The sequence below is a fragment of the Lentzea sp. NPDC058450 genome (assembly GCF_042721395.1).
Classification (GTDB): Bacteria; Actinomycetota; Actinomycetes; order Mycobacteriales; family Pseudonocardiaceae; genus Lentzea.
In genome coordinates, this window is the sequence record NZ_JBHXLO010000016.1 from 1 (window position 1) to 21,717 (window position 21,717).

Annotated in this window: 23 protein-coding genes; 10 read left to right on the top strand and 13 right to left on the bottom strand. The window is 68.8% G+C overall.

Annotation, left to right across the window (positions count from 1 at the left end):
- Positions 1-165: 165 nt before the first annotated feature.
- Positions 166-1,446 carry a D-arabinono-1,4-lactone oxidase gene (locus tag ACFWNN_RS24165; RefSeq protein ID WP_382442195.1) on the bottom strand — a complete coding sequence of 427 codons (1,281 nt, stop codon included), beginning with the start codon at positions 1,444-1,446 and terminating at the stop codon, positions 166-168.
- A gap of 86 nt (positions 1,447-1,532) precedes the next feature.
- On the opposite strand from ACFWNN_RS24165, the gene ACFWNN_RS24170 reads away from it, so the two are divergent.
- The gene (locus ACFWNN_RS24170; protein ID WP_382442196.1) at positions 1,533-2,714 is read left to right on the top strand and encodes an amino acid deaminase/aldolase; all 1,182 of its coding nucleotides are present in this window, start codon (positions 1,533-1,535) and stop codon (positions 2,712-2,714) included.
- A gap of 2 nt (positions 2,715-2,716) precedes the next feature.
- On the opposite strand, the gene ACFWNN_RS24175 is transcribed toward ACFWNN_RS24170, so the two are convergent.
- Positions 2,717-3,361, bottom strand: coding sequence for a TetR family transcriptional regulator (locus tag ACFWNN_RS24175; protein WP_382442197.1), 645 nt, complete (start codon positions 3,359-3,361; stop codon positions 2,717-2,719).
- Between the two features lie 82 nt (positions 3,362-3,443).
- Between ACFWNN_RS24175 and ACFWNN_RS24180 the strand changes: the two genes are divergently transcribed.
- Genes ACFWNN_RS24180 through ACFWNN_RS24190 form a run of 3 tightly spaced genes read left to right on the top strand, consistent with a single transcriptional unit; the run spans position 3,444 to position 6,674 of the window.
- On the top strand, positions 3,444-4,691 hold the full coding sequence (locus tag ACFWNN_RS24180; RefSeq protein WP_382442198.1) for a GH1 family beta-glucosidase: 1,248 nt from the start codon (positions 3,444-3,446) through the stop codon (positions 4,689-4,691).
- Positions 4,692-4,731: 40 nt separating this feature from the next.
- Entirely contained in the window at positions 4,732-5,892 is a 1,161-nt protein-coding gene (locus ACFWNN_RS24185) for an MFS transporter (protein WP_382442369.1), read from the top strand.
- Positions 5,892-6,674, top strand: a complete 783-nt coding sequence (locus tag ACFWNN_RS24190; RefSeq protein WP_382442199.1) for an SDR family NAD(P)-dependent oxidoreductase — start codon at positions 5,892-5,894, stop codon at positions 6,672-6,674. The genes ACFWNN_RS24185 and ACFWNN_RS24190 overlap by 1 nt, the downstream gene beginning before the upstream one ends.
- Before the next feature lie 243 nt (positions 6,675-6,917).
- On the opposite strand, the gene ACFWNN_RS24195 is transcribed toward ACFWNN_RS24190, so the two are convergent.
- Together ACFWNN_RS24195 and ACFWNN_RS24200 are read right to left on the bottom strand one after the other, a co-directional pair.
- A complete protein-coding gene (locus ACFWNN_RS24195; protein WP_030480258.1) occupies positions 6,918-7,277 on the bottom strand; it encodes a hypothetical protein in 360 nt (119 codons plus the stop codon).
- Between the two features lie 12 nt (positions 7,278-7,289).
- Positions 7,290-7,580: a hypothetical protein gene (locus tag ACFWNN_RS24200; protein WP_093595003.1), complete on the bottom strand. Its 291-nt coding sequence runs from the start codon at positions 7,578-7,580 to the stop codon at positions 7,290-7,292.
- Between the two features lie 191 nt (positions 7,581-7,771).
- Here ACFWNN_RS24200 and ACFWNN_RS24205 point away from each other — a divergent pair, with 191 nt between their 5' ends.
- Both ACFWNN_RS24205 and ACFWNN_RS24210 read left to right on the top strand, forming a co-directional pair.
- Positions 7,772-9,154, top strand: coding sequence for a helix-turn-helix domain-containing protein (locus ACFWNN_RS24205; RefSeq protein ID WP_382442200.1), 1,383 nt, complete (start codon positions 7,772-7,774; stop codon positions 9,152-9,154).
- 154 nt (positions 9,155-9,308) lie between these two features.
- Entirely contained in the window at positions 9,309-9,590 is a 282-nt protein-coding gene (locus ACFWNN_RS24210; protein ID WP_093596166.1) for a hypothetical protein, read from the top strand.
- Between the two features lie 85 nt (positions 9,591-9,675).
- On the opposite strand, the gene ACFWNN_RS24215 is transcribed toward ACFWNN_RS24210, so the two are convergent.
- Positions 9,676-10,380 (bottom strand): SDR family oxidoreductase, encoded by a 705-nt coding sequence (locus ACFWNN_RS24215; RefSeq protein ID WP_382442201.1) that lies wholly within the window; start codon positions 10,378-10,380, stop codon positions 9,676-9,678.
- 87 nt (positions 10,381-10,467) lie between these two features.
- Here ACFWNN_RS24215 and ACFWNN_RS24220 point away from each other — a divergent pair, with 87 nt between their 5' ends.
- Entirely contained in the window at positions 10,468-11,286 is an 819-nt protein-coding gene (locus tag ACFWNN_RS24220) for a LysR family transcriptional regulator (protein WP_382442202.1), read from the top strand.
- Here the strand turns inward: ACFWNN_RS24220 and ACFWNN_RS24225 are convergent.
- From ACFWNN_RS24225 to ACFWNN_RS24240, 4 genes are read right to left on the bottom strand one after another with little or no spacing between them, the layout of a single operon-like run.
- Complete coding sequence (locus ACFWNN_RS24225) at positions 11,279-12,298, bottom strand: copper resistance D family protein (protein ID WP_382442203.1); 1,020 nt, start codon at positions 12,296-12,298, stop codon at positions 11,279-11,281. The two genes, ACFWNN_RS24220 and ACFWNN_RS24225, sit on opposite strands and share 8 nt — an antisense overlap.
- The gene (locus tag ACFWNN_RS24230) at positions 12,295-12,819 is read right to left on the bottom strand and encodes a copper resistance CopC family protein (RefSeq protein WP_382442204.1); all 525 of its coding nucleotides are present in this window, start codon (positions 12,817-12,819) and stop codon (positions 12,295-12,297) included. Before ACFWNN_RS24230 ends, ACFWNN_RS24225 begins: the two co-directional genes overlap by 4 nt.
- Positions 12,816-13,550 (bottom strand): YcnI family protein, encoded by a 735-nt coding sequence (locus ACFWNN_RS24235; RefSeq protein ID WP_382442205.1) that lies wholly within the window; start codon positions 13,548-13,550, stop codon positions 12,816-12,818. The genes ACFWNN_RS24230 and ACFWNN_RS24235 overlap by 4 nt, the downstream gene beginning before the upstream one ends.
- Before the next feature lie 50 nt (positions 13,551-13,600).
- A complete protein-coding gene (locus ACFWNN_RS24240) occupies positions 13,601-14,116 on the bottom strand; it encodes a hypothetical protein (RefSeq protein ID WP_382442206.1) in 516 nt (171 codons plus the stop codon).
- A gap of 59 nt (positions 14,117-14,175) precedes the next feature.
- On the opposite strand from ACFWNN_RS24240, the gene ACFWNN_RS24245 reads away from it, so the two are divergent.
- A complete protein-coding gene (locus ACFWNN_RS24245; RefSeq protein ID WP_382442207.1) occupies positions 14,176-15,825 on the top strand; it encodes a BCCT family transporter in 1,650 nt (549 codons plus the stop codon).
- Here the strand turns inward: ACFWNN_RS24245 and ACFWNN_RS24250 are convergent.
- Complete coding sequence (locus ACFWNN_RS24250; RefSeq protein WP_382442208.1) at positions 15,803-16,237, bottom strand: DUF6474 family protein; 435 nt, start codon at positions 16,235-16,237, stop codon at positions 15,803-15,805. The two genes, ACFWNN_RS24245 and ACFWNN_RS24250, sit on opposite strands and share 23 nt — an antisense overlap.
- Positions 16,238-16,320: 83 nt before the next feature.
- On the opposite strand from ACFWNN_RS24250, the gene ACFWNN_RS24255 reads away from it, so the two are divergent.
- Positions 16,321-17,967, top strand: coding sequence for a TM0106 family RecB-like putative nuclease (locus tag ACFWNN_RS24255; RefSeq protein ID WP_382442209.1), 1,647 nt, complete (start codon positions 16,321-16,323; stop codon positions 17,965-17,967).
- Between the two features lie 10 nt (positions 17,968-17,977).
- On the opposite strand, the gene ACFWNN_RS24260 is transcribed toward ACFWNN_RS24255, so the two are convergent.
- Complete coding sequence (locus ACFWNN_RS24260; RefSeq protein ID WP_285636358.1) at positions 17,978-18,736, bottom strand: SDR family NAD(P)-dependent oxidoreductase; 759 nt, start codon at positions 18,734-18,736, stop codon at positions 17,978-17,980.
- A 373-nt stretch (positions 18,737-19,109) separates the two neighbouring features.
- On the opposite strand from ACFWNN_RS24260, the gene ACFWNN_RS24265 reads away from it, so the two are divergent.
- Entirely contained in the window at positions 19,110-20,891 is a 1,782-nt protein-coding gene (locus ACFWNN_RS24265) for a gamma-glutamyltransferase family protein (protein WP_382442210.1), read from the top strand.
- On the opposite strand, the gene ACFWNN_RS24270 is transcribed toward ACFWNN_RS24265, so the two are convergent.
- Together ACFWNN_RS24270 and ACFWNN_RS24275 are read right to left on the bottom strand one after the other, a co-directional pair.
- A complete protein-coding gene (locus ACFWNN_RS24270) occupies positions 20,888-21,109 on the bottom strand; it encodes a hypothetical protein (protein ID WP_382442211.1) in 222 nt (73 codons plus the stop codon). The genes ACFWNN_RS24265 and ACFWNN_RS24270 overlap by 4 nt on opposite strands.
- A gap of 85 nt (positions 21,110-21,194) precedes the next feature.
- On the bottom strand, positions 21,195-21,542 hold the full coding sequence (locus tag ACFWNN_RS24275) for a hypothetical protein (protein ID WP_382442212.1): 348 nt from the start codon (positions 21,540-21,542) through the stop codon (positions 21,195-21,197).
- Positions 21,543-21,717: the final 175 nt, after the last annotated feature.

Consider the following 21,717-nt stretch of genomic DNA (forward strand, 5'->3'; position numbering starts at 1 on the left):
GTGTCAAACCGCCGAAAAGCGTGGCGGTTTGACACCCCTCTCCTCATGCAGCAAGAGCTGTGGTGCGACTCGTGATGGGACCCCACCGCCGGGCCCTCTTGGCTCAAAGCGAAAAGCAAAGGCAACCGCCTCGGCTTCGCCGTCGGGTCGGCTCGCCTTCGTTCTCTAGGCGCCGAGCACGCGGTCCAGGTAGGCGTTCGTGAAGGTGCGGCCGGGGTCCACCTCGTTGCGCACCTTCACGAAGTCGTCGAAGTGCGGGTACAGCGGGCGCAGGTCCGTGGCGGTTAGGTCGTGCATCTTGCCCCAGTGTGGGCGGCCGCCCACTGATGCCGCGATGCTCGCGTACGCGTCGAAGAACGCCTTGTACTGCATGCCCAGTGCCTGGTGCATCGAGATGTATGCCGTGTCGCGGCCGTTCGCCGTGGACAGCCAGATGTCGTCTGCCTGGGCCACGCGCACCTCGCACGGGACGATCAGGTGGTCGCGGGCGTCCAGTTTTCTGGCCACCGCGCGGAGTTCGCCGATCACGTCCATCAGGGTCTCGCGGGGGATCGAGAACTCGGTCTCGACGAAGCGGACTCGGCGCGGGGTCACGAAGACGTTGTGCGAGTAGTCCGAATAGGACCGTTCGGAGATGAGTGAGCCGCAGAGCTCGTTGAGGCGCTGGGTGTAGCGGGGGAAGGTCTTCGCCACCTTGGTGACGGCGCCGAACGCGGCGTTCTCCATCACCTCGTACTCCCAGGTCTGGCGGAGCTTCGAGAGCGGGCGCGCCGGGGTGGTGATCCTGTTGTTGCGCTTGAGGATCACGCGGTCCGAGTGCGTGAACCAGTGGAACTCGACGTGGTCTTCCACGGCACAGAGGTCGTCGAACTGCTCCAGCACGGCGTCCAGACGGCCGGGGGACTCGGAGGCCTGCAGGACGAACGACGGCACGCAGCGCAGGGTCAGGGTGCTGATTACGCCGAGCGCGCCCAGGCCCACGCGGGCGGCGTTGAACAGGTCCGGTCGTTCGGTGCGCGAGCAGGTGACCACCGAGCCGTCGGCCAGGACCAGTTCGAGGGACTCGATGGCGGTGGCCAGTACGCCCAGCTTGCCGCCGGTGCCGTGGGTCGAGGTGGAGACCGCGCCCGCCACGGTCTGGGCGTCGATGTCGCCCAGGTTCGGCATGGCCAGGCCCAGGCGGTGCAGGTCTGCGTTGAACGCCCACAGGGGAGTGCCGGAGCGGACGGTCACCAGGCCCGTTTCGGTGTCCGCGCGGACGATGCCGGTCCAGCGGTCGAGGTCCAGCGCGACCTCGGAGGCGACGGCGATGTCGTTGAACGAGTGGCCGCTGCCGCGGGCGCGCACGCGGCAGCCGGAGAGGACCGCCTCGACGATCTCATCGGTGCTGGACGGGTGGACGATGCGCGCTGAGCACGACGCCGTTTTAGCCCAGTTCGTCCACACGCGAACCTCCACGAGAGAGTGTGACCTGCGAGTAACGTAAGTGAAAGCTCTTCACGTTTCAAGGGTTGAGGACGTACCGTCAGAGCATGCGCAGAACTCGACTCGATGCCGCGACGAAGGACCTGGATCCTCCGTTCGCGATCGTCGACCTGGACGCCTTCGACCACAACGCGGCGGACCTCGCCCGTCGCGCTGCCGGTCATCCGATCCGGGTGGCGAGCAAGTCGATCCGCGTGCGCGACCTGGTGAGCCGGGTGCTCGAACGGCCCGGTTTCGCCGGGGTCATGTGCTACTCGCTGGCCGAGGCGTTGTGGCTGTCGGAGCAGAACGTCAGCGAGGACCTCCTCGTCGCCTATCCGACGGCGGATCGCGCCAGCCTGCAGAAGCTCGCGGCCAACGAGACGGCACGTCAGCGCGTGACGATCATGGTCGACTCGGTGGAGTCGCTCGACTTCGTGGACTCGGCGATCGGGCCGCACGCGGACATCCGGGTCTGCCTGGAGCTCGACGTGTCGTGGAGGCCGTTGCCCGGTGTCCACATCGGAGTCCGCCGGTCGCCGGTCTTCACCGCGCAGCAGGCAGGGGCGCTCGCCGCGAAGATCGTGCGGCGCACCGGGTTCAAGCTCGTCGGGATCATGGCGTACGAAGGGCAGATCGCCGGCCTCGGCGACAACCCGCCCGGTCAGCCGTTGCGGGCACTGGGGATCCGGTTCATCCAGTCGAAGTCCGGGCCCGAGCTGATCCAGCGCCGAACGGCGGTGGTCAACGCTGTCAGGCAGGTCGCAGAGCTGGAGTTCGTGAACGGCGGCGGCACCGGCAGCCTGGAGCTGACCGGCACCGACCCGTCCGTCACGGAGCTCGCGGCAGGGTCCGGGCTCTTCGGGCCGACGCTCTTCGACGGCTACCAGGCCTTCAAGCCCGAACCGTCGGCGCTCTTCGCGTTGTCGGTGGTGCGCAAGCCGACCAGGCGGGTCGCGACGTTGTTCGCCGGCGGGTACATCGCGTCCGGCACGTCGACGCCCGACCGCCAGCCGTCGCCGTACCTGCCGGAGGGGCTGAAGACGCTCGGCCTCGAAGGCGCCGGCGAGGTGCAGACGCCGGTCACCGGCAGGGCCGCCGAGCACTTGAAGATCGGCGACCGGGTCTGGATGCGGCACGCCAAGGCCGGTGAGCTGTTCGAGCGGTTCGACGAGGTGCACCTGGTGCACGGCGACAGCATCGAGCGCACCGTGCCCACGTACCGCGGCGAGCGCAGGAACTTCGGCTAGTTCTAGGCGGGCAGGCGCGACGACAGGTAGCCCCTGACCAGCGCCTTCGCCTCGACGAGGATCGCCTGGTCGCCCGTCGGGTTGTTGCGGAACGCCATCTTCAGCACGGCGTCGGCGGCCTCGACGGCGATCGCGATCGGCAGGCCGACCTCGCCGAACGGGATGCTGAACTTGCCGGAGATCAGCTCCGAGATCTTGTCGGAGATGACGGCGTTGTTGTCGCGGCGGTCGTCCAGCAGTCGCATGTCCACGACGTCGCCGAAGTGCAGCTTGCCGAACGCCGGGATCTCCCGGTGCATCGTCACGTAGACGTCGAACACCGTGTCCACGGCGTCCCACCAGTGTTCGAGCGTCGCCTGCTCGAGCCGTTCGGTGATGCCCTGGGAGAACTTGTCGACGTTGCGCAGGGTCAGCGCCTGCACGACGGCTCTCTTGTCGGGGAAGAACTGGTAGAGCGAGCCGACCGCGACGCCCGCTCTCTCCGCGATCAGCGTCGTGGTGACGCCGTCGTAGCCCACCTCGTCGATCAGGGTGGCGCAGGCTTCGAGCATCCGCTCGACTCGTTTGGCGCTGCGCTGCTGGACGGGCTGGCGGCGAAGCGGGGTGGTGCTCGTCACGGCGACTCCCAGTAGTTCGGGTTCTTCCATCTTGCCTGTTGTACGGCTCTTTCACTTCCCTGAACCTGTCAACACGCCTACGATCCGAACAAGTTTCACATTTGGAGGATCGATGAGCGACTTCCTGTGGGGAGTGTCGACGTCCGCGTTCCAGATCGAGGGCGCGTTCGATGCCGGCGGTCGGGGTCCCTCGGTGTGGGACGCCTTCTCCCCGGTACACGAGAACCAGAACGCTTCCGTTGCGTGCGACCACTACCACCGGTGGCGCGAGGACGTTGCGCTCATGACGCAGCTCGGCGTGAACGCGTATCGGTTCTCGATCGCGTGGCCGCGCATCCAGCCCACCGGCAAAGGACCTGTCAACGCCGAGGGACTCGACTTCTACGACCGTCTGGTCGACGCGCTCGTCGACGTCGGTATCGCCCCAGTGGTGACGTTGTACCACTGGGACACCCCCACGGCTCTCGAAGACGAGGGCGGTTGGCTCAATCGGGACATCGCCGACCGGTTCGCCGACTACACCTCGCTCGTCGCGGACCGGCTCGCCGACCGGGTGAAGCTGTGGATCCCGGTCAACGAACCCGCGATGGTGACGTTGCAGGGTTACGCGATCGGTGAGCACGCCCCTGGCAAGACGATGCTCTTCGACGCGTTGCCGACCGCCCACCACCTCAACCTCGCGCACGGCCGTGCGGTCGAAGTACTCCGTTCGGCGGGCGCGCAAGCGGTTGGCACGGCGAACAACCACACGCCGGCCTGGCCCGTGGGGCCCGAGGACGTAGCAGCTGCCGAGGCGTACAGCGAAATCCACAACTGGTTGTACGCGGACCCGATGCTGTCGGGCCGATATCCCGACGCAGTCGCCGATCTTCTGCCCGTTCAGGACGGTGATCTGCGCACGATCAACCAGCCGCTCGACTTCTACGGCGTGAACTACTACAACCCGACGCGGCTGCGGTCACCGTCCGAGGGCAACCCGCTGCCGTTCGAACTGGTGGAGATCGACGAGTTCGAGCGCACCGGGTTCGGCTGGCCGATCGTGCCGTCCGGGCTGACCGAGATGATCGGCGAGCTGCGCGAACGCCACCCGAACCTGCCGCCGGTGCACGTGACCGAGAGCGGGTGCAGCTTCCCGGCCGGGATCGCGGACGCCGACCGGGTCGCCTACCTCGACGGGCACCTCAAGGCGGCCCAGGCGGCGGACGTCTCCGGGTACTTCGTGTGGTCGCTGATCGACAACTTCGAGTGGGAGGCCGGGTACTCGCAGCGGTTCGGCCTGGTCGAGGTCGACTTCGAGACTCAGGTCCGCACGCCGCGCGACTCGTTCCACTGGTACAGAAGGGTGATCAGCGGTGAGTGAAGCCCTCGCTGAGCCGGTGGTGCGGGTTCGCCGCGGCTGGATGACCTGGCTGTTCCTCGCGAACCTCGGGCTGTGGCTGGCGATCTACGCGCCGATCCAGGTGCTGCTGCCCCAGCAGGCGGAGCTGCTGAGCAGGGCTAACAAGGAGCTGGTGTTCGGCATCGTCACCGGCTTCGGCGGCCTGGTCTCGTTGCTCGTCGTGCCGTTGATCGGGTTCCTGTCCGACCGCACGACCTCGCGGTTCGGCCGCCGGCACCCGTGGACGCTGGGCGGAGCGGTCGTCGGTGCCGTCGGTTTGGCCGTGCTGGCCACCGCGCCGTCAGTGGTCGTCATGACCGTGGGCTGGTGTCTGGTGCAGGCGGGGATCGGCGGCATGCTCGCCGCGCTGACCTCCGCGGTGCCGGACCGGGTGCCCGTCGAGCAACGAGCGCAGGTCGGCGGGCTCATCGGCATCAGCCAGATGCTCGGCACGGTGCTGGGCGCGGTCGTGGTGACGTTGCTGGTCAGCGGACTGACGAACGGCTACCTGGCGTGCGCGGTCATCGTCGTCGTGGGTGCCGCTCTCTTCGTGTGGCGCACACCGGACGTGCAGCTCATCGCGAAGCCGGTGAAGCCCACGTTCTGGATCTCGCCGAAGGAACACCCCGACTTCGCCTGGGCGTGGCTCGGCCACCTGATGATCAACCTCGGCAACGCGTTCGGCACCCTCTACCTCCTCTACTTCCTCGGCGACGTCGTCCACCACCCGTCCCCGGAGGACGGTCTGCTGGTGCTGATGGCGCTCTACGGGGTGGCGCTCGCCGCAGGAGCGGTGCTGTTCGGCGCACGGAGTGATCGTTCCGGCCACCGGAAGCCGTACGTCTACCTCGCGTCGGTCGTCATGGCCGTCGCGGCGCTGCTGCTGGTCGCTTTTCCCACGTGGGAGGCCGCGCTGGTCGCCGCCCCGCTGCTCGGCGTCGGCTTCGGCACGTACTGGGCCGTCGCAATCGCGCTGCTCACCCAGGTGCTCCCGGCCGCCTCCGACCGGGCCAAGGACCTGGGCGTGCTGAACGTGGCCAACGCGTTGCCGCAGGTCATCGCTCCGCTGCTGACTGCGATGATCCTGGCGAACCTGGGTGGCTACCGCGGCCTGTTCGCGGTGTCGGCGGCGGCGACCACGCTGGCGGCGGTGTTGATGAGTCGAGTGCGATCGGTGGTCTGATGCAGGTCTCGGGCAAGACGGTTCTGGTCACGGGCGCGTCCCAGGGAATCGGCGCGGAGGCGGCGTTCCGGTTCGCCGGCCGCGGCGCGCACGTCCACCTTGTGGCCCGGAGCGCCGAACTGCTCGATCAACAGGTCAAGCGGATCACGGAGTTCGGCGGCTCGGCGACCGCTCATCAGGCCGATCTCGCGGACAGCGCGCAGATCCGCGCGCTCGCCGAGGCCGTTCCCACGCCTGATGTGCTGGTCAACAACGCGGGTGTGGGCCGCTGGCTGTTCCTCGACGACACCGAGCCGGACGAACTCGTGTCCATGACCGCCGTCCCGTACATGGCGGCCCTGCTCCTGACCAGGGAGTACCTGGGCGCCATGCGTTCCAGGGGCTCCGGCTGGATCGTCAACGTGAACTCGCCCGTCTCGCGCGTGCCGATTCCGGGCTGCGTGGGATACCAGTCGGCGCGGTGGGCGTTGAGGGGCCTGACGGCCTCGCTGCGGCTTGATCTGCGGGGCACCGGCGTGGGAGTCAGCGAGGTCGTCCCGGGCAAGGTGAGCAGCGAGTACTTCGTCAACAACCCCGGCGCTGAAGAGCGGATTCCGGGTGCGGCCCGGTTGATGATCCCGTCGGTGACGCCGGACCGGGTGGCGAAGGAGATCGTGGCCGCGGTGGAGAAGGAACGCGCCGAGCACCTGTTCCCGTGGCAGCTCAAGGCGTTCGAGATCTCCGGCCGGCTGCTGCCCGGACTGACGAGCTACCTGGCCTGGAAGACCGGCACCCACCGCTGAACGTGAAAACGGCCCTTGCCTGCGTGGGAGGTGCAGACAAGGGCCGTGGTTGGTGACCGCGGGCCGACGACGGTCGGGGAGGGTGGGTGCACGTCACCGGCCCGCGGGAATCTGTGGAGTTGTGAAGCTGACCGGGGCCCGCGATGTAGCGGTCGGGGGTTCGCACATCGCGGACCACCGGTCAGTAGGCGGTTTGCAGACCTGGTCGTGTCGGGGGGACGCCAGGTCAGTCGCAAACGCCCGTTAGTGGGCTCGAGCCACCGCGCGGCGGGACCGGGTGACAGGAGGAGTCACCGGGGCCTCGCGCAGGTGGCGAGCCGGGCGCGGGGCGAGTCCGCCCGCAACCAGGTGTTCGTACGCGGCGCGCCACACCGAGCAAGGTGACTTCTGCTGGCGCCAACGGCCGGAACATTCAGGGCAGTTGCCCTTCTCGTCCGGCTCGTGCGCTGCCAGCAGAGCACGCCATCCCTCGGTCAGCCGAGGGAGCTCGGATCGAGCCACCGACAGGAGGGACGGGGCGTCCGCGCGGCTCGCCAGCTCAGTGAGCAGGTCGAGGCGTTCCCACACAGCGTTGCGAAGAACCTGTCCGAGGATCGCGTCCATTGAACGTCACCGTCACCTTTCCGCCTGGTCGGCGGCTTCGCGTAGCGCGGCCCTGAGCTGTACGAGCTGGTCGTGGGACAAGACTGCCGTCTCCCCGGGAGGTCCCACCAGAACCACTTGGCCCTGGACGACCTTCACGGTGAGCTGGCGGTCCCGGTCGACCACGTCGCCGCAGCTGATCTGCCACGTCCGACGTTGCCCGGTCATGCCGCGCCATGTGGAGTCGGTGTCACCCGTCTCCACAATGGAGGTGGAGCCTGAGGAGGAGCTGTCCACTATTAGGTCGTTCCTCTCCGTGCTCACTCGCTTACCGGAATCCAGATTGCGATGATTCATCCCGGAACGGGACGTCACAGCGCCCACCGGTGGAAGTCTTACGGTGAGCGGTAAGCGGTTATCGGTAGGGCCGATCAGCTCCGCCGAAGAGGACTTCTCGGGCTCGGGGACCTGCCCCTAGTCTGCCGATGACGCCCAACGGACTGTGAGGGTGCGCGATGAACACCATGAGTTCCCAGGGCTCTCCTATCCCCGCCGAGGTGTGGGACAACCAGGAGATGCGGGACGCACTTGCCCGACGAGAGATCAGCTCGGTCTACCGGCTGCTCCGAAGGCACGGCGTGTCCCAGCGCCAGATCGCGGCGCTCACTGGGCAGTCGCAGTCCGAGGTCTCGGAGATCCTCAAGGGACGCCAGGTGATGGCATATGACGTCCTGACCAGGATCGCCGTTGGCTTGGGTGTCCCACGTGGATACATGGGTCTCGCCTATGACGAGACAACGGCAGTACGGGTGGCCGCAACCGCGGACTCACCCCATCCTGAGGAGGACGAGTCGGTGAAGCGTCGGAAGTTCCTCGCGCACGCCGCCGCCGTGACAGTGGGCGCGGCCGTGTTCGGAGCGGACTCCGGGTCGTGGGTTTCACACCCCACACAGACTCCGGCTCCGGGACGCATCGGCATGACCGATGTGCGCCAGGTCGAAGCGGCCACTCGCGCGTTGCGTGCGCTGGACTACCAGTACGGCGGCGGTTCCTGCCGCGACGCGGTGGTCGCGCAGCTGTCCTGGGGACAGCAGATGCTCGGTGCCAGCTCAACGGACATCGTTCGCCAGCGACTCTTCGTCGCACTGGCGGACCTGCACAACCTCGCCGGCTGGACGTCGTTCGACACGGGCCTGATGGACTCCGCCCGCAACCACTTCGGTCAGGCGCTCGACCTCGCCAAGCAGGGCGAGAACGAGGCGCTGATGGCGAACATCCTGTACCGCATGGGCCGCGTGTACTTGCACCAGAACGCCCCTGACGACGCGCTCAAGGTGTTCCAGCTCGGCCAGTTGGCCGCGCAGAACTCCGGTTCCGAGCTCGCGGTGGGCATTCTCTGCGCGAACGAGGCCTGGGCCTACGCGAAGATGGGGTCCGACGAGCAGGCGCTCAAGCTGCTCGGCCGCGCGCGGGACGAGTTCTCGCGTTCGAACATCGCGGAAGCCCCCGCCTGGGCGCGGTTCTTCAACGAGATCGACCTCTCGTCCATGATCGGCACGGTGCACACGGAGCTGGCCCAGACGGTGGACGCCAAGTACACGAGGACCGCGATCCCCGCGCTGTCCAAGGCGATCAACAACTTCGGTGACGAGTACGCCCGCAGCCGCTCGTTCAACCTGACGTCGATGGCGATCAACCACCTGCTCGAAGGCGACATCGACCACGGCGCCAAGATCGGTCGCCAGGCCGTTGACCTGTCGGAAAGCCTGAAGTCCGTGCGCACCAAGCAGCGCATGGAGCCGCTTCGCCAGGAAGCCGACAAGCGCCGCAACAACCCCGAGGCCCGCGAGCTCGCGGATCGCGTCGCACGCTTCACGGGCACCGAGTCGGCCGCCTGACCTGCGAACTCGTTTGGGTCCTATAGCACCACGATTGGATGGTGTGGGACACGAACCGGTAACGCCAGAGCCTTCTCCCACGAATGCAGCATCGACGGGCGAGAAATCCACGCCTAAGGTGCGGCAGGTCGGGGCGAAGGACGAGGTGCGGCGCGTGAGCCTTACTCGGAGGTGGCGTTCCAGGAGAGCGCTGCGATCCGCGCAGTTGCTCGACGAGGTGGTGGACACCCAGCTCCCGCTGCTGGCGGGCTTCGACGAGGAACGGCGGCGACGGTCCGCCGACTACCTCGCCGAGCTGGTGGCCCTGGCTCAGGACTACCGCTACTACGCCAACGGCTGGATCGACAGCCGTGAGCTGGACCGTCGCGGTCAGCGGACGATGAACCGGCTCGCTCGTATGCGTGAAGAATCTTCGGCGCGACTGATCACCGATTAGTCCGTTCGTGGGCAGCTCGTCGCGCCGATCGGACCACTCGCCGAGTCCGCCGGCTTCCGTGGATGTTTCACGTTGAACATCCGCGTCACCACGGCACGGACCCGGCGTGGTCGAACAAACCGCCGGTCGGGCCGTCTTCGGGCAACTTCGCCAGCCTGATCGCGATCCTGGCGCCCTCCGCGGGGGTGTCCCTGCCCTGGAAACCGTTGAGGTCGGTCGCCACGTAACCGGGGCACGCGCCGTTGACCTTGATGTTCTCCAGTTCCTTGGCGTACTGGACGGTGATGGCGTTCAGGAACGTCTTCGACGGCGAGTAGGTCCCGCTGACCCCGCCGAGGTCCTGCTCGCTCTGCAACGTCAGCGACGCGACGTGGCTCGACAGGTTCACGATGCGCGGGCTCGCCGACCGGTTCAGCAGCGGCAGCATCGCGTTCGTGACGCGGACGACGCCGATCACGTTGGTCTCCACCACCGCCCTGATGCTCTCCGGCGTGGCCGTCGACGGCGCGTCCGGCCACCCTCCGGCGACCGCGGCGTTGTTCACCAGCACGTCGATCCGGCCGAACCTCTCCTCGACCAGCTTCGCCGCGGCGGCGACGCTCTCGTCGTCGGTCACGTCCAACGGCACGAAGAACGCGTCGACGCCCGCTGCCTGGAGCTTCGCCGTCGCCTCCTCGCCCCGTCGCGGGTCCCGCGCGCCGACGCCGACGGTCATGCCGAGCCCTGCCGCGATCTCGTACCCGATGCCCTTGTTCGCGCCCGTGACCAGCGCAATCGTCTGTTCGCTCATGCATTTGATCGTGCTCGGACGGCTCGCGGGAACCAACATCACTTCGGTTCGGCAGTGATACCCGGCAGGTATCGATACCGTGGTGGAGTGGAGACCCGGGAGCTTCGATACTTCGTCGCGGTCGCCGAGGAGCTGCACTTCGGCCGCGCGGCGGACCGCCTCGGCATCGCCCAGCCGCCGCTGTCGCGGACGATCGCCCAGCTCGAACACCGGCTCGGCGTCGCGTTGCTGGTCCGCACCAGTCGCAAGGTCTCGCTCACCGACGCCGGCGCGGTGCTGCTGGCCGAGGGCAGGGCGATCCTCGGCGCCGTCGCCGCTGCGGAGAGGCGGACCAAGACGGTCGACCGGCCGTCGCTGGTGCTGGCCGCCAAGGCCGGTGGCTCCAGCGAACTGCTGGCGAAGCTGCTCGACGCGTACGCCGCCGAACCCGGTGCGGTCGCCGTCGACCTGCTGCTGTGCGAGGCGCACACCTGGCGACCGCTCCTCGACGGGCGGGCCGACGTCGCGATCCTGCACGAGCCGTTCGACTCGACCGAGGGCCTCGACACCGAGCCTCTGCACACGGAGAGCCAGTACGCGATCCTGCCGGCCTCGCACCCGCTGGCCGGCGAGGCGCAGGTGCGGATGGCCGACCTGCCGGACCTCGCCCGCTGGCCGGAGCCCGACGGCAGCTACCTGCCCGGTCCGGGCGTGGAGGTGCACAACCTGACGCAGCTGTTCCAGATGATCGCGCTCGGACGGGCCGCCGCGGTCATGCCGGAGGTCGTCCGCGTCGGCCTGCTCGAAGGCCTGGCCGCGGTGCCGGTGGTCGACGCGCCGAAGGTGACCACGGTGATCGCGTGGCCGCCGCACAGCAGGTCGCGGGCCGTTGCGGACCTGGTCAGGGTGGCTACGGGGTTCAGCTGACGGGCGCGCGGCTCAGCACCACGGCGAGCCCGAACGCGATGCCCATGATCGTCACCTCCAGGATCGCCCACTGGACGATCGCGGTGACCTTGTGCTGGGAGATCTTCGGCAGCAACCGCCACCGGATGTGCGCGCCGAGCACCGCGATCAGCCCCGCGCACACGGTCTTGCCGAGGAACAGCAGGCCGTAGCCGGTCGTGAACAGCGACTGCGGGAACGGCACGACGGGGTTGAGGACCAGCTCCAGCAACCCGTTGAACAGGCCCGTCACCGCGACGACGACCAGGCTGACGGTCGCGATCTTCGAGAACCGCGGCAGTGCGATCGCCAGCAGTCCCTTGCGGTAGGCCACGAGCGCCATCAACGCGCCGAGCCCACCGGTCCACGCGGCCGCGCCCAGCACGTGCAGCTCCATGGAGACCATCGAGTAGTCGTGGTACTTCCAGTTGGAGGCGTGCCCGGTCACCGGGATCGGCAGCAGTCCGAACATCGACACGAGAATCCGCAGCTCAGCGGGTACGGACTCGCCGCTGCGCACCGCCATCACGCCGATGATCAGGTAGACGAACGCGCAGGCCGCGCTGAACAGCAGACCCTTGCCGGCACCGACGTTCGCGATGTAGTCGACGGCGTTGCCGAGGCTGACGTTGCTGCCCGGTCGCAGCTCAGCGGCCTGGAGCACGATCGCCGTCAGCGCCGTGGCCACCCAGACCGCCGCGGCGACGACCGCGGCCGGGCGCGCCAGCCGCATGACCGGTTCGGTGTGCGTGGGCCGGTCGAAGCCGAGCAGCTTCGGCAGGAGCGAGAGCCCGACGACGATCGTCGCCGAGACGTCGAGCAGGACTCGCGTGACGGGGAGCCCGTACCGGACCGCCGCCCCGGCATCGGTGACCCCGGCGACCACGACGGGTGGTGCCAGCACGAGGCCGAGCGCGATGCCACCGAGTGCGCCGAACAGCAGTCCGGCGAGCACGCGGTAGTGGGTGGGGGCGGCGGTCCGGACGTCGCTCATGCCTTCGCGCCCCCGCCACCGCGCAGGGCGAAGAACACGCCACCGCCCAGCAGCACGACCGCGCCGACGATCCACACCCAGATGGGCAGGCCGCCGCCGGAGTCGCTGGGTGCCTCGGAGCTCACCGCCGCCGTGGCCGTGCCGGTGCCGTCCTTGGTCAGCGTGAACGTCAGCTCGCCGTTCACCGGGTGGCCGTCGGCGGACAGGATGCGGTAGCCGATCTTGTACTCGCCGGCCTTGCCGAGGGCGTTGACCTTCTGCGTGACTGCGGTGTCCTTGATCGTCGGATCGCCGTCGACCTCGTAGTGACCACCGCTCGCGTCGGTCACCGTGATCTCGTTGATACCCTGACCACCCTGGACGTCCTGGTCGAACGTCAGCGTGACGGTCGTCGGACCGACCTCCAGCGAGGTCTTGTCCTTCGGGTCGCTGCCGATGAGTGCGTTGTGCGCCGCCGCGGGGGCGGCCGTGGCGAGCACGGCCGCACCAGCGAACAGGAACGCGATCAGAGCGCGCTTCATGCCTTGCGCCGCGAACGCAGGATGGCGCCGACGCCGAAGCCCAGGCCGAGCGCGCCGATGGCGAGGCCGGCACCGCCGAGGTAGCGGGCGGTGTTGTCGGTGCCCGCAGACGCCTCGTGCGTCTCACCTTCGGCCGAGGTGTTGGTGGCCGAACCGTGGCTGCTGCCGTGGCCGTCGTCGCCGGCCTTCTTCGGGGCGAGCTTCAGCGCGGGCGCCGGGTGCTCCGGCTCCTTGCCGTCGGCGCCGGCGGGCTGTGCCCAGTCGACTACCTCGCCGTTCTCGTAGGTCTGCTTGACCGGCAGCAGCAGCGTGTCCTTCTCCGGGAGCGTGCCGAGGGCGACCTGGAAGTCCTCGTACTGGTTGACGCCGATCTTCACACCGGCGTCGGCGGTCCAGGTGATGGACGTGAACGCCTCGGTGACCTCCTTGCCGGCGATCGTCACGGGCTTGTCGAGCTTGCCCTTGACGGCCTCGGCCTTCCAGCCGGTCAGCGGCTTGGTGCGGACCGAGGTGAGCGGCGTGTCCTGCGGCAGCGTCACCTCGATCTTGGTGGTGCCGGCGTTGTCCCGCTCGTTCGGCACGCGGAACGCGAACGTGGCGCGGCCGCCCTGCGTGAACTCCGCGGGCTGGGCGCTGACGTGGGCGGAGGCGATGGTCGGGGTGCCGAGCACGGCGAGTCCGGCAACGGCGAGGACGGCGAGCGTGCGCACGCCAAAGCGATTTGTCGACATGAAGTTGTGGCTCCTGATGCCAAAGGGGGCTTGCAAGGGGATACGGATGATCAGGAGCCGATGGGTGGGCCGCGCCGCCGATTCGCCCGCACGAGGTCCAGTTGGTGCGCGCTCCGGACGTACGGCGTGCCGGTGAACGTCCGCGCCGGCGTGGTGACCGGCAGCGGCGTGAGCCTGCGGGGGATCAGGCGGGTGACCGCGGCGAACAGCCTGAACAGGGCGTTCTCCGCGTGGAACAGGAGGATGCCGGTCAGCGTCGCGGCGACGAGGTGCGCCACGAACATCTGAGCGGTCAGCGTGTTCGTGTGCTCGTGGTTGACCCAGGTCAGCAGCAGGTGCTGGGCGAGCTGGGCCGTGCCGAGCCCGGCTATGACCGAGAGCTTCCCGGAGCGCTTGTCGGCGAGTGACGACGCGGCGAACGCGATCAGCACCACCAGCGGTACCGCGTGGATGAACTCGGACAGCCGGCCGCCGCCCAGACCGTGGGCGGTGATCGTGAGCGCGGCAGAGGTCAGCGCAAGTGCGGCACCACGCAGGGTGCGCAACTCACTCGACCAGGTGCTCACGAGACTTGAGGGTAATCGGAGGAGTTTGGCCAGGTCTACGAGCGGGTAGCCCGGGCCGCATGACCGTTCAATGCGACAAGCCGGGGAAGACCGACCGGGTTGTTTTCGGCGTTGCCGCAGGTCTCACGCTTGCGTTCGTGACCTGGGGGATCGTCGGTACAGACTCGTTGGCGTCGGCTTCGAAGGCCGCGCTCGGCTGGATCATCCAGCATCTGGGCTGGGCTTTTGTGCTCTCCGCCACTGGCTTCGTGGTCTTCGCGCTGTGGCTGGCGTTCAGTCGCTACGGCAAGATCCCGCTGGGGCAGGACGACGAAAAACCCGAGTTCAAAACCGTGTCGTGGGTCGCGATGATGTTCAGCGCCGGCATGGGCATCGGGCTCATGTTCTACGGCGTGAACGAGCCGCTGACGCACTACGTGACGCCGCCGCCCGGCACCGAGGGCGACCCCCTCGAGACCGCGATGGCCACGACGCTCTTCCACTGGACGCTGCACCCGTGGGCGATCTACGCCATCGTCGGCATCGCGATCGCCTACTCGAGCTTCCGCCGGGGCCGTTCGTCGCTGATCAGCTCGGCGTTCGCGCCGTTGCTCGGCAAGCGCGCCTCCTCCGGCTGGGGTCGCGCCATCGACGTGATGGCGATCTTCGCGACCCTCTTCGGCTCGGCCGCCTCCCTCGGTCTCGGCGCCCTGCAGATCGGGAGCGGGCTGGAGGCGGCCGGTTGGGCGGGTGACGTCGGCAAGGGCGTGCTGGTCGCGATCATCGCGATCCTGACCGTCGCCTTCGTCGCGTCCGCCGTCTCGGGTGTCGCCAAGGGCATCCAGTGGCTGTCGAACACGAACATGGTGCTGGCCGTGGTGCTGGCGCTGTTCCTGTTCGTCGTCGGCCCGACGGTCTTCATCCTGAACCTGGTGCCGACCGCGCTGGGCGACTACTTCCGCGAGCTCGCGAACATGGCCGGCCGCACCGCCGCCTCGGGTGGCGACGCGACCGAGACGTGGCTGTCCGGGTGGACGATCTTCTACTGGGCGTGGTGGATCTCGTGGACGCCGTTCGTCGGCATGTTCATCGCCCGCATTTCGCGCGGCCGCACGATCAAGCAGTTCGTCGCCGGCGTGATCCTGGTGCCGTCCGCGGTGTCGCTGGTGTGGTTCGCGATCCTCGGTGGCACGGCCATCTTCGAACAGCGGTCGGGTGTGGACATCGCCACCCAGTCGACGCCGGAGTCGCAGCTCTTCACGCTGCTGGACCAGTTCCCGCTCGCCGCAATCGCCGGCGTGATCGTGATGATCCTGGTGGCGATCTTCTTCGTGTCCGGCGCCGACGCGGCGTCGATCGTGATGGGAACGCTCTCGCAGGAGGGCACCATCGCGCCCAAGAAGCCGGTGGTGATCTTCTGGGGCGTGCTGACCGGTGCCGTCGCCGCGGTGATGTTGCTCGTCGGCGGGTCGAACGCGCTGACCGGCCTGCAGAACCTCACGATCATCGTGGCGCTGCCGTTCATGGTGGTGATGGTCGGGCTCTGCGTCTCGCTGGCCAAGGACCTGCGGTCCGACCCGATGATCCGGCGCGAGGAACGCGTGGCCGAGGTGATGGAGGAGGTCACCGCGCACCTCGACCCCGGTCAGGTGGTCGAGGAGGCGGCGGTCAAAGCCGTGGCACAGGTGACCGGCAAGGTGCCGGAAGTCAGCGAACGTTCAAACGCCTGAGCAACTCCTGCTCCAGCACGTCCAGATCAGTCGCGACGGCCCGGTGCGCTGCTTTGCGCCGGGCCGTCGGCATGCGTTCGGAAGCGCGCACGGCCGCGAGCAACTGAGCGAGCCGCGTCTCGGTCTTCGAAACCCAATCGGAATCTGCCGCTCGCAATGTCTCCAACGACTCCGAAAAGCCGACAATTCGCGCGTGCAGGCGGGCGCCGTAACCGGAGTACTTGCCGATGTCGGCGACGTCGATGCCGAGCCTGCGGGCGCGATAGCGGTCGTACTGCTCGCTCAAAACCCCAGCTCCGCGCGCGATCACCGGCGCCAGCACCGGAATGAGGGCGGGGCCCACCACCTTCGCGACACCGACCAGGTTCTTCGCTCGGCCGGGCGTGAAGCCGGACTTCGCTTTGCGCGCCATTCGGGTACTCCTCCTCCGTCACGTGAAACTTACTGCCCAGGTTGCTGACACATCAGGTAGGCGCGCGACATACCCTGCATCCTGTGACTTCCCAGGTGCAGCTAGACGCCGGCGTGGTCACTCGTTGTCGGCGGCGGGTGCACCTCGAAAACGATCCGGAGATGCGCGACGCTCCCAAGGCGGCGCCGGATCCGGCTTCGGAGCAACGGAAAGCGGACGCGACGAACCACCGTCGTGCGGTGGCGGACGCGCTCGGCAGAATTGTCGGCTCGAATCTCTTCGAGGTTCCGAGCGGGCCCGACGTGCGCAGTGCCGACCGCGAACGGGTGACGCTCGCGGCGATGGAGATGGGCACGCCGTACATCTGGGGCGCCGCGCTGCCCCGCGACCCGCGCGGTGGCCGGCGTGGCGGAATCGACCTGCTGGTCAAGGACTCCACCGGCTACGTGCCGGTGCTGGTCGTGCGGCACAAGATCACCGACCCCGGTCAGGGCGCGAAGACCTCGCCGTTGAGCATCCCGTTGCCCGACGGCAGCCGCACGGACCCGCACCGCAAGGTCCGGCCGCAGCCCCGTGACCAGCTCAGGCTCGCCCACGCGCAACGGCAGCTGCAGGCCGCCGGGTACGCGCGCAACGGCAGGGCCACCGGCGGCGTGATCGGCATGGACGCCGACGTGGTGCTGTGGCACGACCTGGAGGCGCCGACCTGGCCGGGCGGCCGCAACGCGCTGGCCGAGTACGACGCGCGGTTCAGCGACCGGCTGTCCGTGGCGCTGGCCGCGGCGAACCAGAAGGAACCGCTCGCGCGGCCGTCGCGGATCGTCGACTGCAAGACGTGCCCGTGGTGGCCCACCTGCGACAGCGATCTCAAGCAGGGCAGGGACGTCAGCCTCGTCGTGCGCGGCGAGGACGCGGCGGCGTTGCGGAAGATCGGTCTGTCCACTGTGGACAAGCTGGCCGAGCTCGACCCCACCGCCGACGGCCCGATCCAGCTCGTCGGCATGCCGTTCGGCGACGCCGTGGTGCTGGCGCGGGCGTGGCTGCGCGACCTCACGCTGGTGCGCCGCGTGCCCGAGATGAACGTGCCGCGCGCGGACGTCGAGGTCGACGTCGACATGGAGAGCTTCGGCGACCTCGGCGCGTACATGTGGGGCTGCCTGTTGTCCGGCAAGGACATCGACGAACCGCAGGGCTACCGCGCGTTCGTCACGTGGGACGCGCTGCCGTGCGACGACGAGGCCCGCTCGTTCGCCGAGTTCTGGACCTGGCTGACCGGCATCCGGTTGCGCGCCAAGGCACGCGGGCTCTCGTTCCGCGCCTACTGCTACAACGAGCTGGCCGAGAACCGCTGGCTGCTGGCGTCGGCCGAACGGTTCGCGGGCAAGCCCGGCATCCCGACGGTCGCGCAGATCAAGGAGTTCATCGAGTCGGACTCCTGGGTCGACCTCTTCGGCATCGTCCGCGAGCAGTTCCTCTGCGCGCACGGCAAGGGCCTGAAGGTCATCGCGCCGGTCGCCGGGTTCTCGTGGCGCGATCCCGAGGCCGGCGGTGAGAACTCGATGCGCTGGTACCGGGCCGCGGTGGGGCTGAACGAGGGTGACGAGCTCGACGTGGCGCAGCGGCAGCGGTTGCTGGAGTACAACGAGGACGACGTCCTGGCCACCCACCGCCTGCGCGAGTGGATGACCTCGGACGCCATGTCCCGCTTGCCGTACGCGGGAGATCTCTAGCCGGGAACCTCTAGCGGGGAGCCATGCGGAGGGCGCCGTCCATGCGGATGACCTCCGCGTTCAGGTAGTCGTGCTCGATGATCGAGAGCGCGAGCTGCGCGTACTCGGACGGCTGCGCCAGGCGCTTCGGGAACGGCACGCCGGCGGCGAGGCCCGCGCGGAACTCGTCGGAGACCGTGGCGAGCATCGGGGTGTCGACGATGCCGGGCGCGATCGTCAGCACGCGGATGCCCACGTTCGACAGGTCGCGGGCGGCCGGGAGGGTCATGCCGACGACGCCGCCCTTGGACGAGGCGTAGGCGACCTGGCCGATCTGGCCGTCGAACGCGGCGATCGACGCGGTGTTGATGATGACGCCGCGTGCGCCGTGCTCGAGCTCCTCGGTCTTGCCCATGGCCGCGGCGGCCAGGCGCAGGACGTTGAACGTGCCGATGAGGTTGACCTCGATGATCTTGCGGTAGAGGTCGAGGTCGTGCGGGCCGGTCTTGCCGACGGTGCGCGACGACGGGCCGATGCCCGCGCAGTTGACCGTGATGCGCAGCGGGGAACCCGAGCCTGCGGCGGTGTCGACGGCGGCCTGGACCTCTTCACCCGAGGTCACGTCGGCGGCCAGGTAGGTGACGTTCTCGATCGCGTCCGCCTGCTCGATGGCGCTCGGCAGGTCGAGCGCGAACACCTGCGCTCCACGCGCGGCGAGCGCACGTGCGGTGGCGCCGCCGAGACCGGACGCGCCACCGGTGACGATGGCCGCGGTACCCGAGATCTCCATGCCTTCATCCTCCTCGAAGCGAAGTGCTCGCGAGGAGGTTAACGGTCGTTACCTCGACATCAGCGGTCGGACCAGTGGAGCAGGGCCACCAACGGCACCGCCGCCACGAACGCGAGACCGATGAAGATCGTTGCGATGGTCAGAATTCCCATGCCTAGAAGTGTGCAGTTTGATCTTGGTTGAAACATCGCCCGCGCCGGTAGACCTCTGGTAGGAGATCTGTGACCGTCGGCTACGACCAAAGTTGTACGAGGTCAGGGTGTGCGGCCATTCGGGATTCTTGACCCGCCGATCAGGCGACTGCTCCATTCGGGGGTGGGGCATGCGTCACTCGGAGTCACGCAAGATAGTTAGCGTCGCATACCTTTAACGGGTGTTCACCACGCGCCCCGAACTCGTCGGCACCTTCGGCATGGTCGCTTCGACCCACTGGCTGGCCTCCGCGTCGGCCATGGCGATCCTGGAGGAGGGCGGCAACGCCTTCGACGCCGCGGTCACCGCCGGATTCGTGTTGCAGGTGGTCGAACCGCACCTCAACGGCCCCGGCGGCGAGGTGCCGATCATCTTCTCGGCGGCCGGAGCGGCCCCGCGCGTGCTCTGCGGGCAGGGCGTCGCGCCGGCCGGAGCGTCCATCGAGCACTACGCCGGCCTCGGGCTGGACCTCGTCCCCGGCAGCGGTCTGCTCGCCGCGACGGTGCCGGGTGCGTGGGACGGCTGGCTCACTCTTCTGCGTGACCACGGCACCAAGTCGTTGCGCGACGTGCTCGATCGGGCCATCGGCTACGCCCGCGAGGGCTTTCCTCTCGTCGAACGCGCGGTGCACACGATCTCGATGGTCGCCGACCTCTTCCGCGACCACTGGCCCTCCTCGGCCGCGCAGTGGATGCCCGACGGCGTCCTGCCCGCGCCCGGCGGCCGGTTCCGCAACCCGAAGCTCGCCGACACCTGGGAGTGGCTGCTCGCCGCCGCCGAGGCCGCCGGCTCCGACCGCGAGGCGCAGATCGAGGCGGCGCGCCGGGCGTGGTCGCAGGGGTTCGTGGCCGCGCAGATCGACGAGTTCTGCCGCTCGGAGTTCCGCGACGACTCCGGCCGTGACCACGCGGGCGTGCTGACCGGTGCCGACATGGCGTCCTGGGAGGCGTCCTACGAGGACGCCGTGGTGGCGGACTTCGGCGAGTGGTCGCTCGTGAAGGCCGGCGCGTGGACGCAGGGACCCGTTCTGGCGCAACAGCTCCGGCTCCTGGAGGGCTACGACCTGTCCTACGTGGACGGAAAGCCGACCGCCGAGACCCTGCACCTCGCCGTCGAGGCGGCCAAGCTCGCGTTCGCCGACCGGGAGGCCTGGTACGGCGACACCCCGGACGTTCCGCTGGAGACGCTGCTGTCGCGCGAGTACGCCTCGCAGCGCCGCGCGTTGATCGGCGACACCGCGTCGTTCGAGCTCCGGCCCGGCTCGCCGGACGGCCGGGAACCGTTGCTGCCCAAGCACATCACCGACGGACCGTCCCAGGCGATCTCCGACCCGACCGGTGCGATCGGGGAGCCGACGGTGGAACGTTCCGGCGTGACGCGCGGCGACACGGTGCACGTGGACGTCGTGGACCGCTGGGGCAACATGGTCTCGGCGACCCCGTCCGGCGGCTGGCTGCAGTCCTCGCCGACGATCCCGTCGCTCGGCTTCTGCCTGGGCAGCCGCGCCCAGATGTTCTGGCTGGACAGGGATCTGCCGAACTCGCTCGCCCCCGGCAAGCGCCCGCGGATCACGTTGTCCCCGTCGATGGCCCTGCGCGACAGACGGCCGGCCCTGGCGTTCGGCACGCCCGGCGGCGACCAGCAGGACCAGTGGCAGCTCGGCTTCTGGCTCGCGCACCAGGCGGGGCTGAACCTGCAGGAGGCGATCGACTCGCCGATGTGGCACTCGAACGCGTTCCCGAGCTCGTTCTACCCGAGGGCCTGGACCCCGGGAGAGCTGGTCATCGAGTCGCGCGTCGGCGCGGACGTCCTGGTGGCGCTGCGCGAGCGGGGCCACCGGATCGTGGACGCGGGCGAGTGGACGCTCGGCCGGATGTCCGCCGTGGCACGGGATGCCGCGGACGGACTGCTGCGCGCCGGTGCGAATCCACGCGGCGCGCAGGGGTATGCGGCAGGCCGTTAGGGCCGGCTGTCGACGACCTTGGAACCGTCGTGGATCATCTCCACGTTGGCACCACCGAAGTTGTGCAGGGTGGACACGCCTGCGCTGTCGCCGAGCTCGCTGATCTTGCCGACCGGGTCGACGTCGGGCAGTTGCGGTGCGGCGTGCGCGGTACCGGTCAACGCGGCGAGCGCGCCCGCGGCGATGCCGGCGGAAGCGACGATCTTCTTGATGCCCAAGGCGTTCCGCTCCTAGAAAGTGGAACGGCGCCCGATTCGAGGGGGAGGGAATCGGGCGCCGCCCCGGCCAGGAAAGTCCTGTGGATCAGATGTCGAGGTGCGCGAAGCCGTGCGGGTCGCCGGCCGGCTCGTTGAGGCCGAGCAGCGTCGCGGCCGGGAGACCGGTGGCGCCGGCGTCGACGTTCTCGACGAGCGCGTCGACGTTGACGTCCTCGGCGTTGATCGCCTGGATCTTGCCGGCGGTGTCGGCGGTGTCGACGGACGCGAGGTTGCCGGCCTGGGCGATGTCGCCCAGCTGACCACCGAGGTCGGGCTGCGTGTTGGCGGTGACGTCCGCGTGGTCGGCGGCGTGCGCGGTACCACCCAGGCCGAGCATGAGCGCGGTGCTGCCGAGGGCGACAGCGGCCCCCGCGACGGTCTTCCTGAGGTTCATGGGCGCGAACGTTTCGTGTCCGGGCCCTCTACATCAAGCTGCGTAACTCAGGAGAGGGAAGTTCTTCATCCTTTGGCATGACGCCTGCGCTGTAACGCGGCCCAGCGTGGACGCGAGCCCTCGTGCTACCGACCGTCACGATTCTGGTCGTATTGGACACGGCCGGACGGTCCGA

What these genes read in the sequence shown, in the direction of transcription:
- ACFWNN_RS24205 (WP_382442200.1), top strand. Translation starts at nt 7,772, where the DNA reads ATGAACACCATGAGTTCCCAGGGCTCTCCTATCCCCGCCGAGGTGTGG.
- ACFWNN_RS24225 (WP_382442203.1), bottom strand. Translation starts at nt 12,298, where the DNA reads ATGAGCGACGTCCGGACCGCCGCCCCCACCCACTACCGCGTGCTCGCC.
- ACFWNN_RS24260 (WP_285636358.1), bottom strand. Translation starts at nt 18,736, where the DNA reads ATGGAGATCTCGGGTACCGCGGCCATCGTCACCGGTGGCGCGTCCGGT.
- ACFWNN_RS24275 (WP_382442212.1), bottom strand. Translation starts at nt 21,542, where the DNA reads ATGAACCTCAGGAAGACCGTCGCGGGGGCCGCTGTCGCCCTCGGCAGC.
- ACFWNN_RS24235 (WP_382442205.1), bottom strand. Translation starts at nt 13,550, where the DNA reads ATGTCGACAAATCGCTTTGGCGTGCGCACGCTCGCCGTCCTCGCCGTT.
- ACFWNN_RS24250 (WP_382442208.1), bottom strand. Translation starts at nt 16,237, where the DNA reads ATGGCGCGCAAAGCGAAGTCCGGCTTCACGCCCGGCCGAGCGAAGAAC.
- ACFWNN_RS24190 (WP_382442199.1), top strand. Translation starts at nt 5,892, where the DNA reads ATGCAGGTCTCGGGCAAGACGGTTCTGGTCACGGGCGCGTCCCAGGGA.
- ACFWNN_RS24215 (WP_382442201.1), bottom strand. Translation starts at nt 10,380, where the DNA reads ATGAGCGAACAGACGATTGCGCTGGTCACGGGCGCGAACAAGGGCATC.
- ACFWNN_RS24195 (WP_030480258.1), bottom strand. Translation starts at nt 7,277, where the DNA reads ATGGACGCGATCCTCGGACAGGTTCTTCGCAACGCTGTGTGGGAACGC.
- ACFWNN_RS24180 (WP_382442198.1), top strand. Translation starts at nt 3,444, where the DNA reads ATGAGCGACTTCCTGTGGGGAGTGTCGACGTCCGCGTTCCAGATCGAG.
- ACFWNN_RS24245 (WP_382442207.1), top strand. Translation starts at nt 14,176, where the DNA reads ATGACCGTTCAATGCGACAAGCCGGGGAAGACCGACCGGGTTGTTTTC.
- ACFWNN_RS24175 (WP_382442197.1), bottom strand. Translation starts at nt 3,361, where the DNA reads ATGGAAGAACCCGAACTACTGGGAGTCGCCGTGACGAGCACCACCCCG.
- ACFWNN_RS24230 (WP_382442204.1), bottom strand. Translation starts at nt 12,819, where the DNA reads ATGAAGCGCGCTCTGATCGCGTTCCTGTTCGCTGGTGCGGCCGTGCTC.
- ACFWNN_RS24185 (WP_382442369.1), top strand. Translation starts at nt 4,732, where the DNA reads ATGACCTGGCTGTTCCTCGCGAACCTCGGGCTGTGGCTGGCGATCTAC.
- ACFWNN_RS24170 (WP_382442196.1), top strand. Translation starts at nt 1,533, where the DNA reads ATGCGCAGAACTCGACTCGATGCCGCGACGAAGGACCTGGATCCTCCG.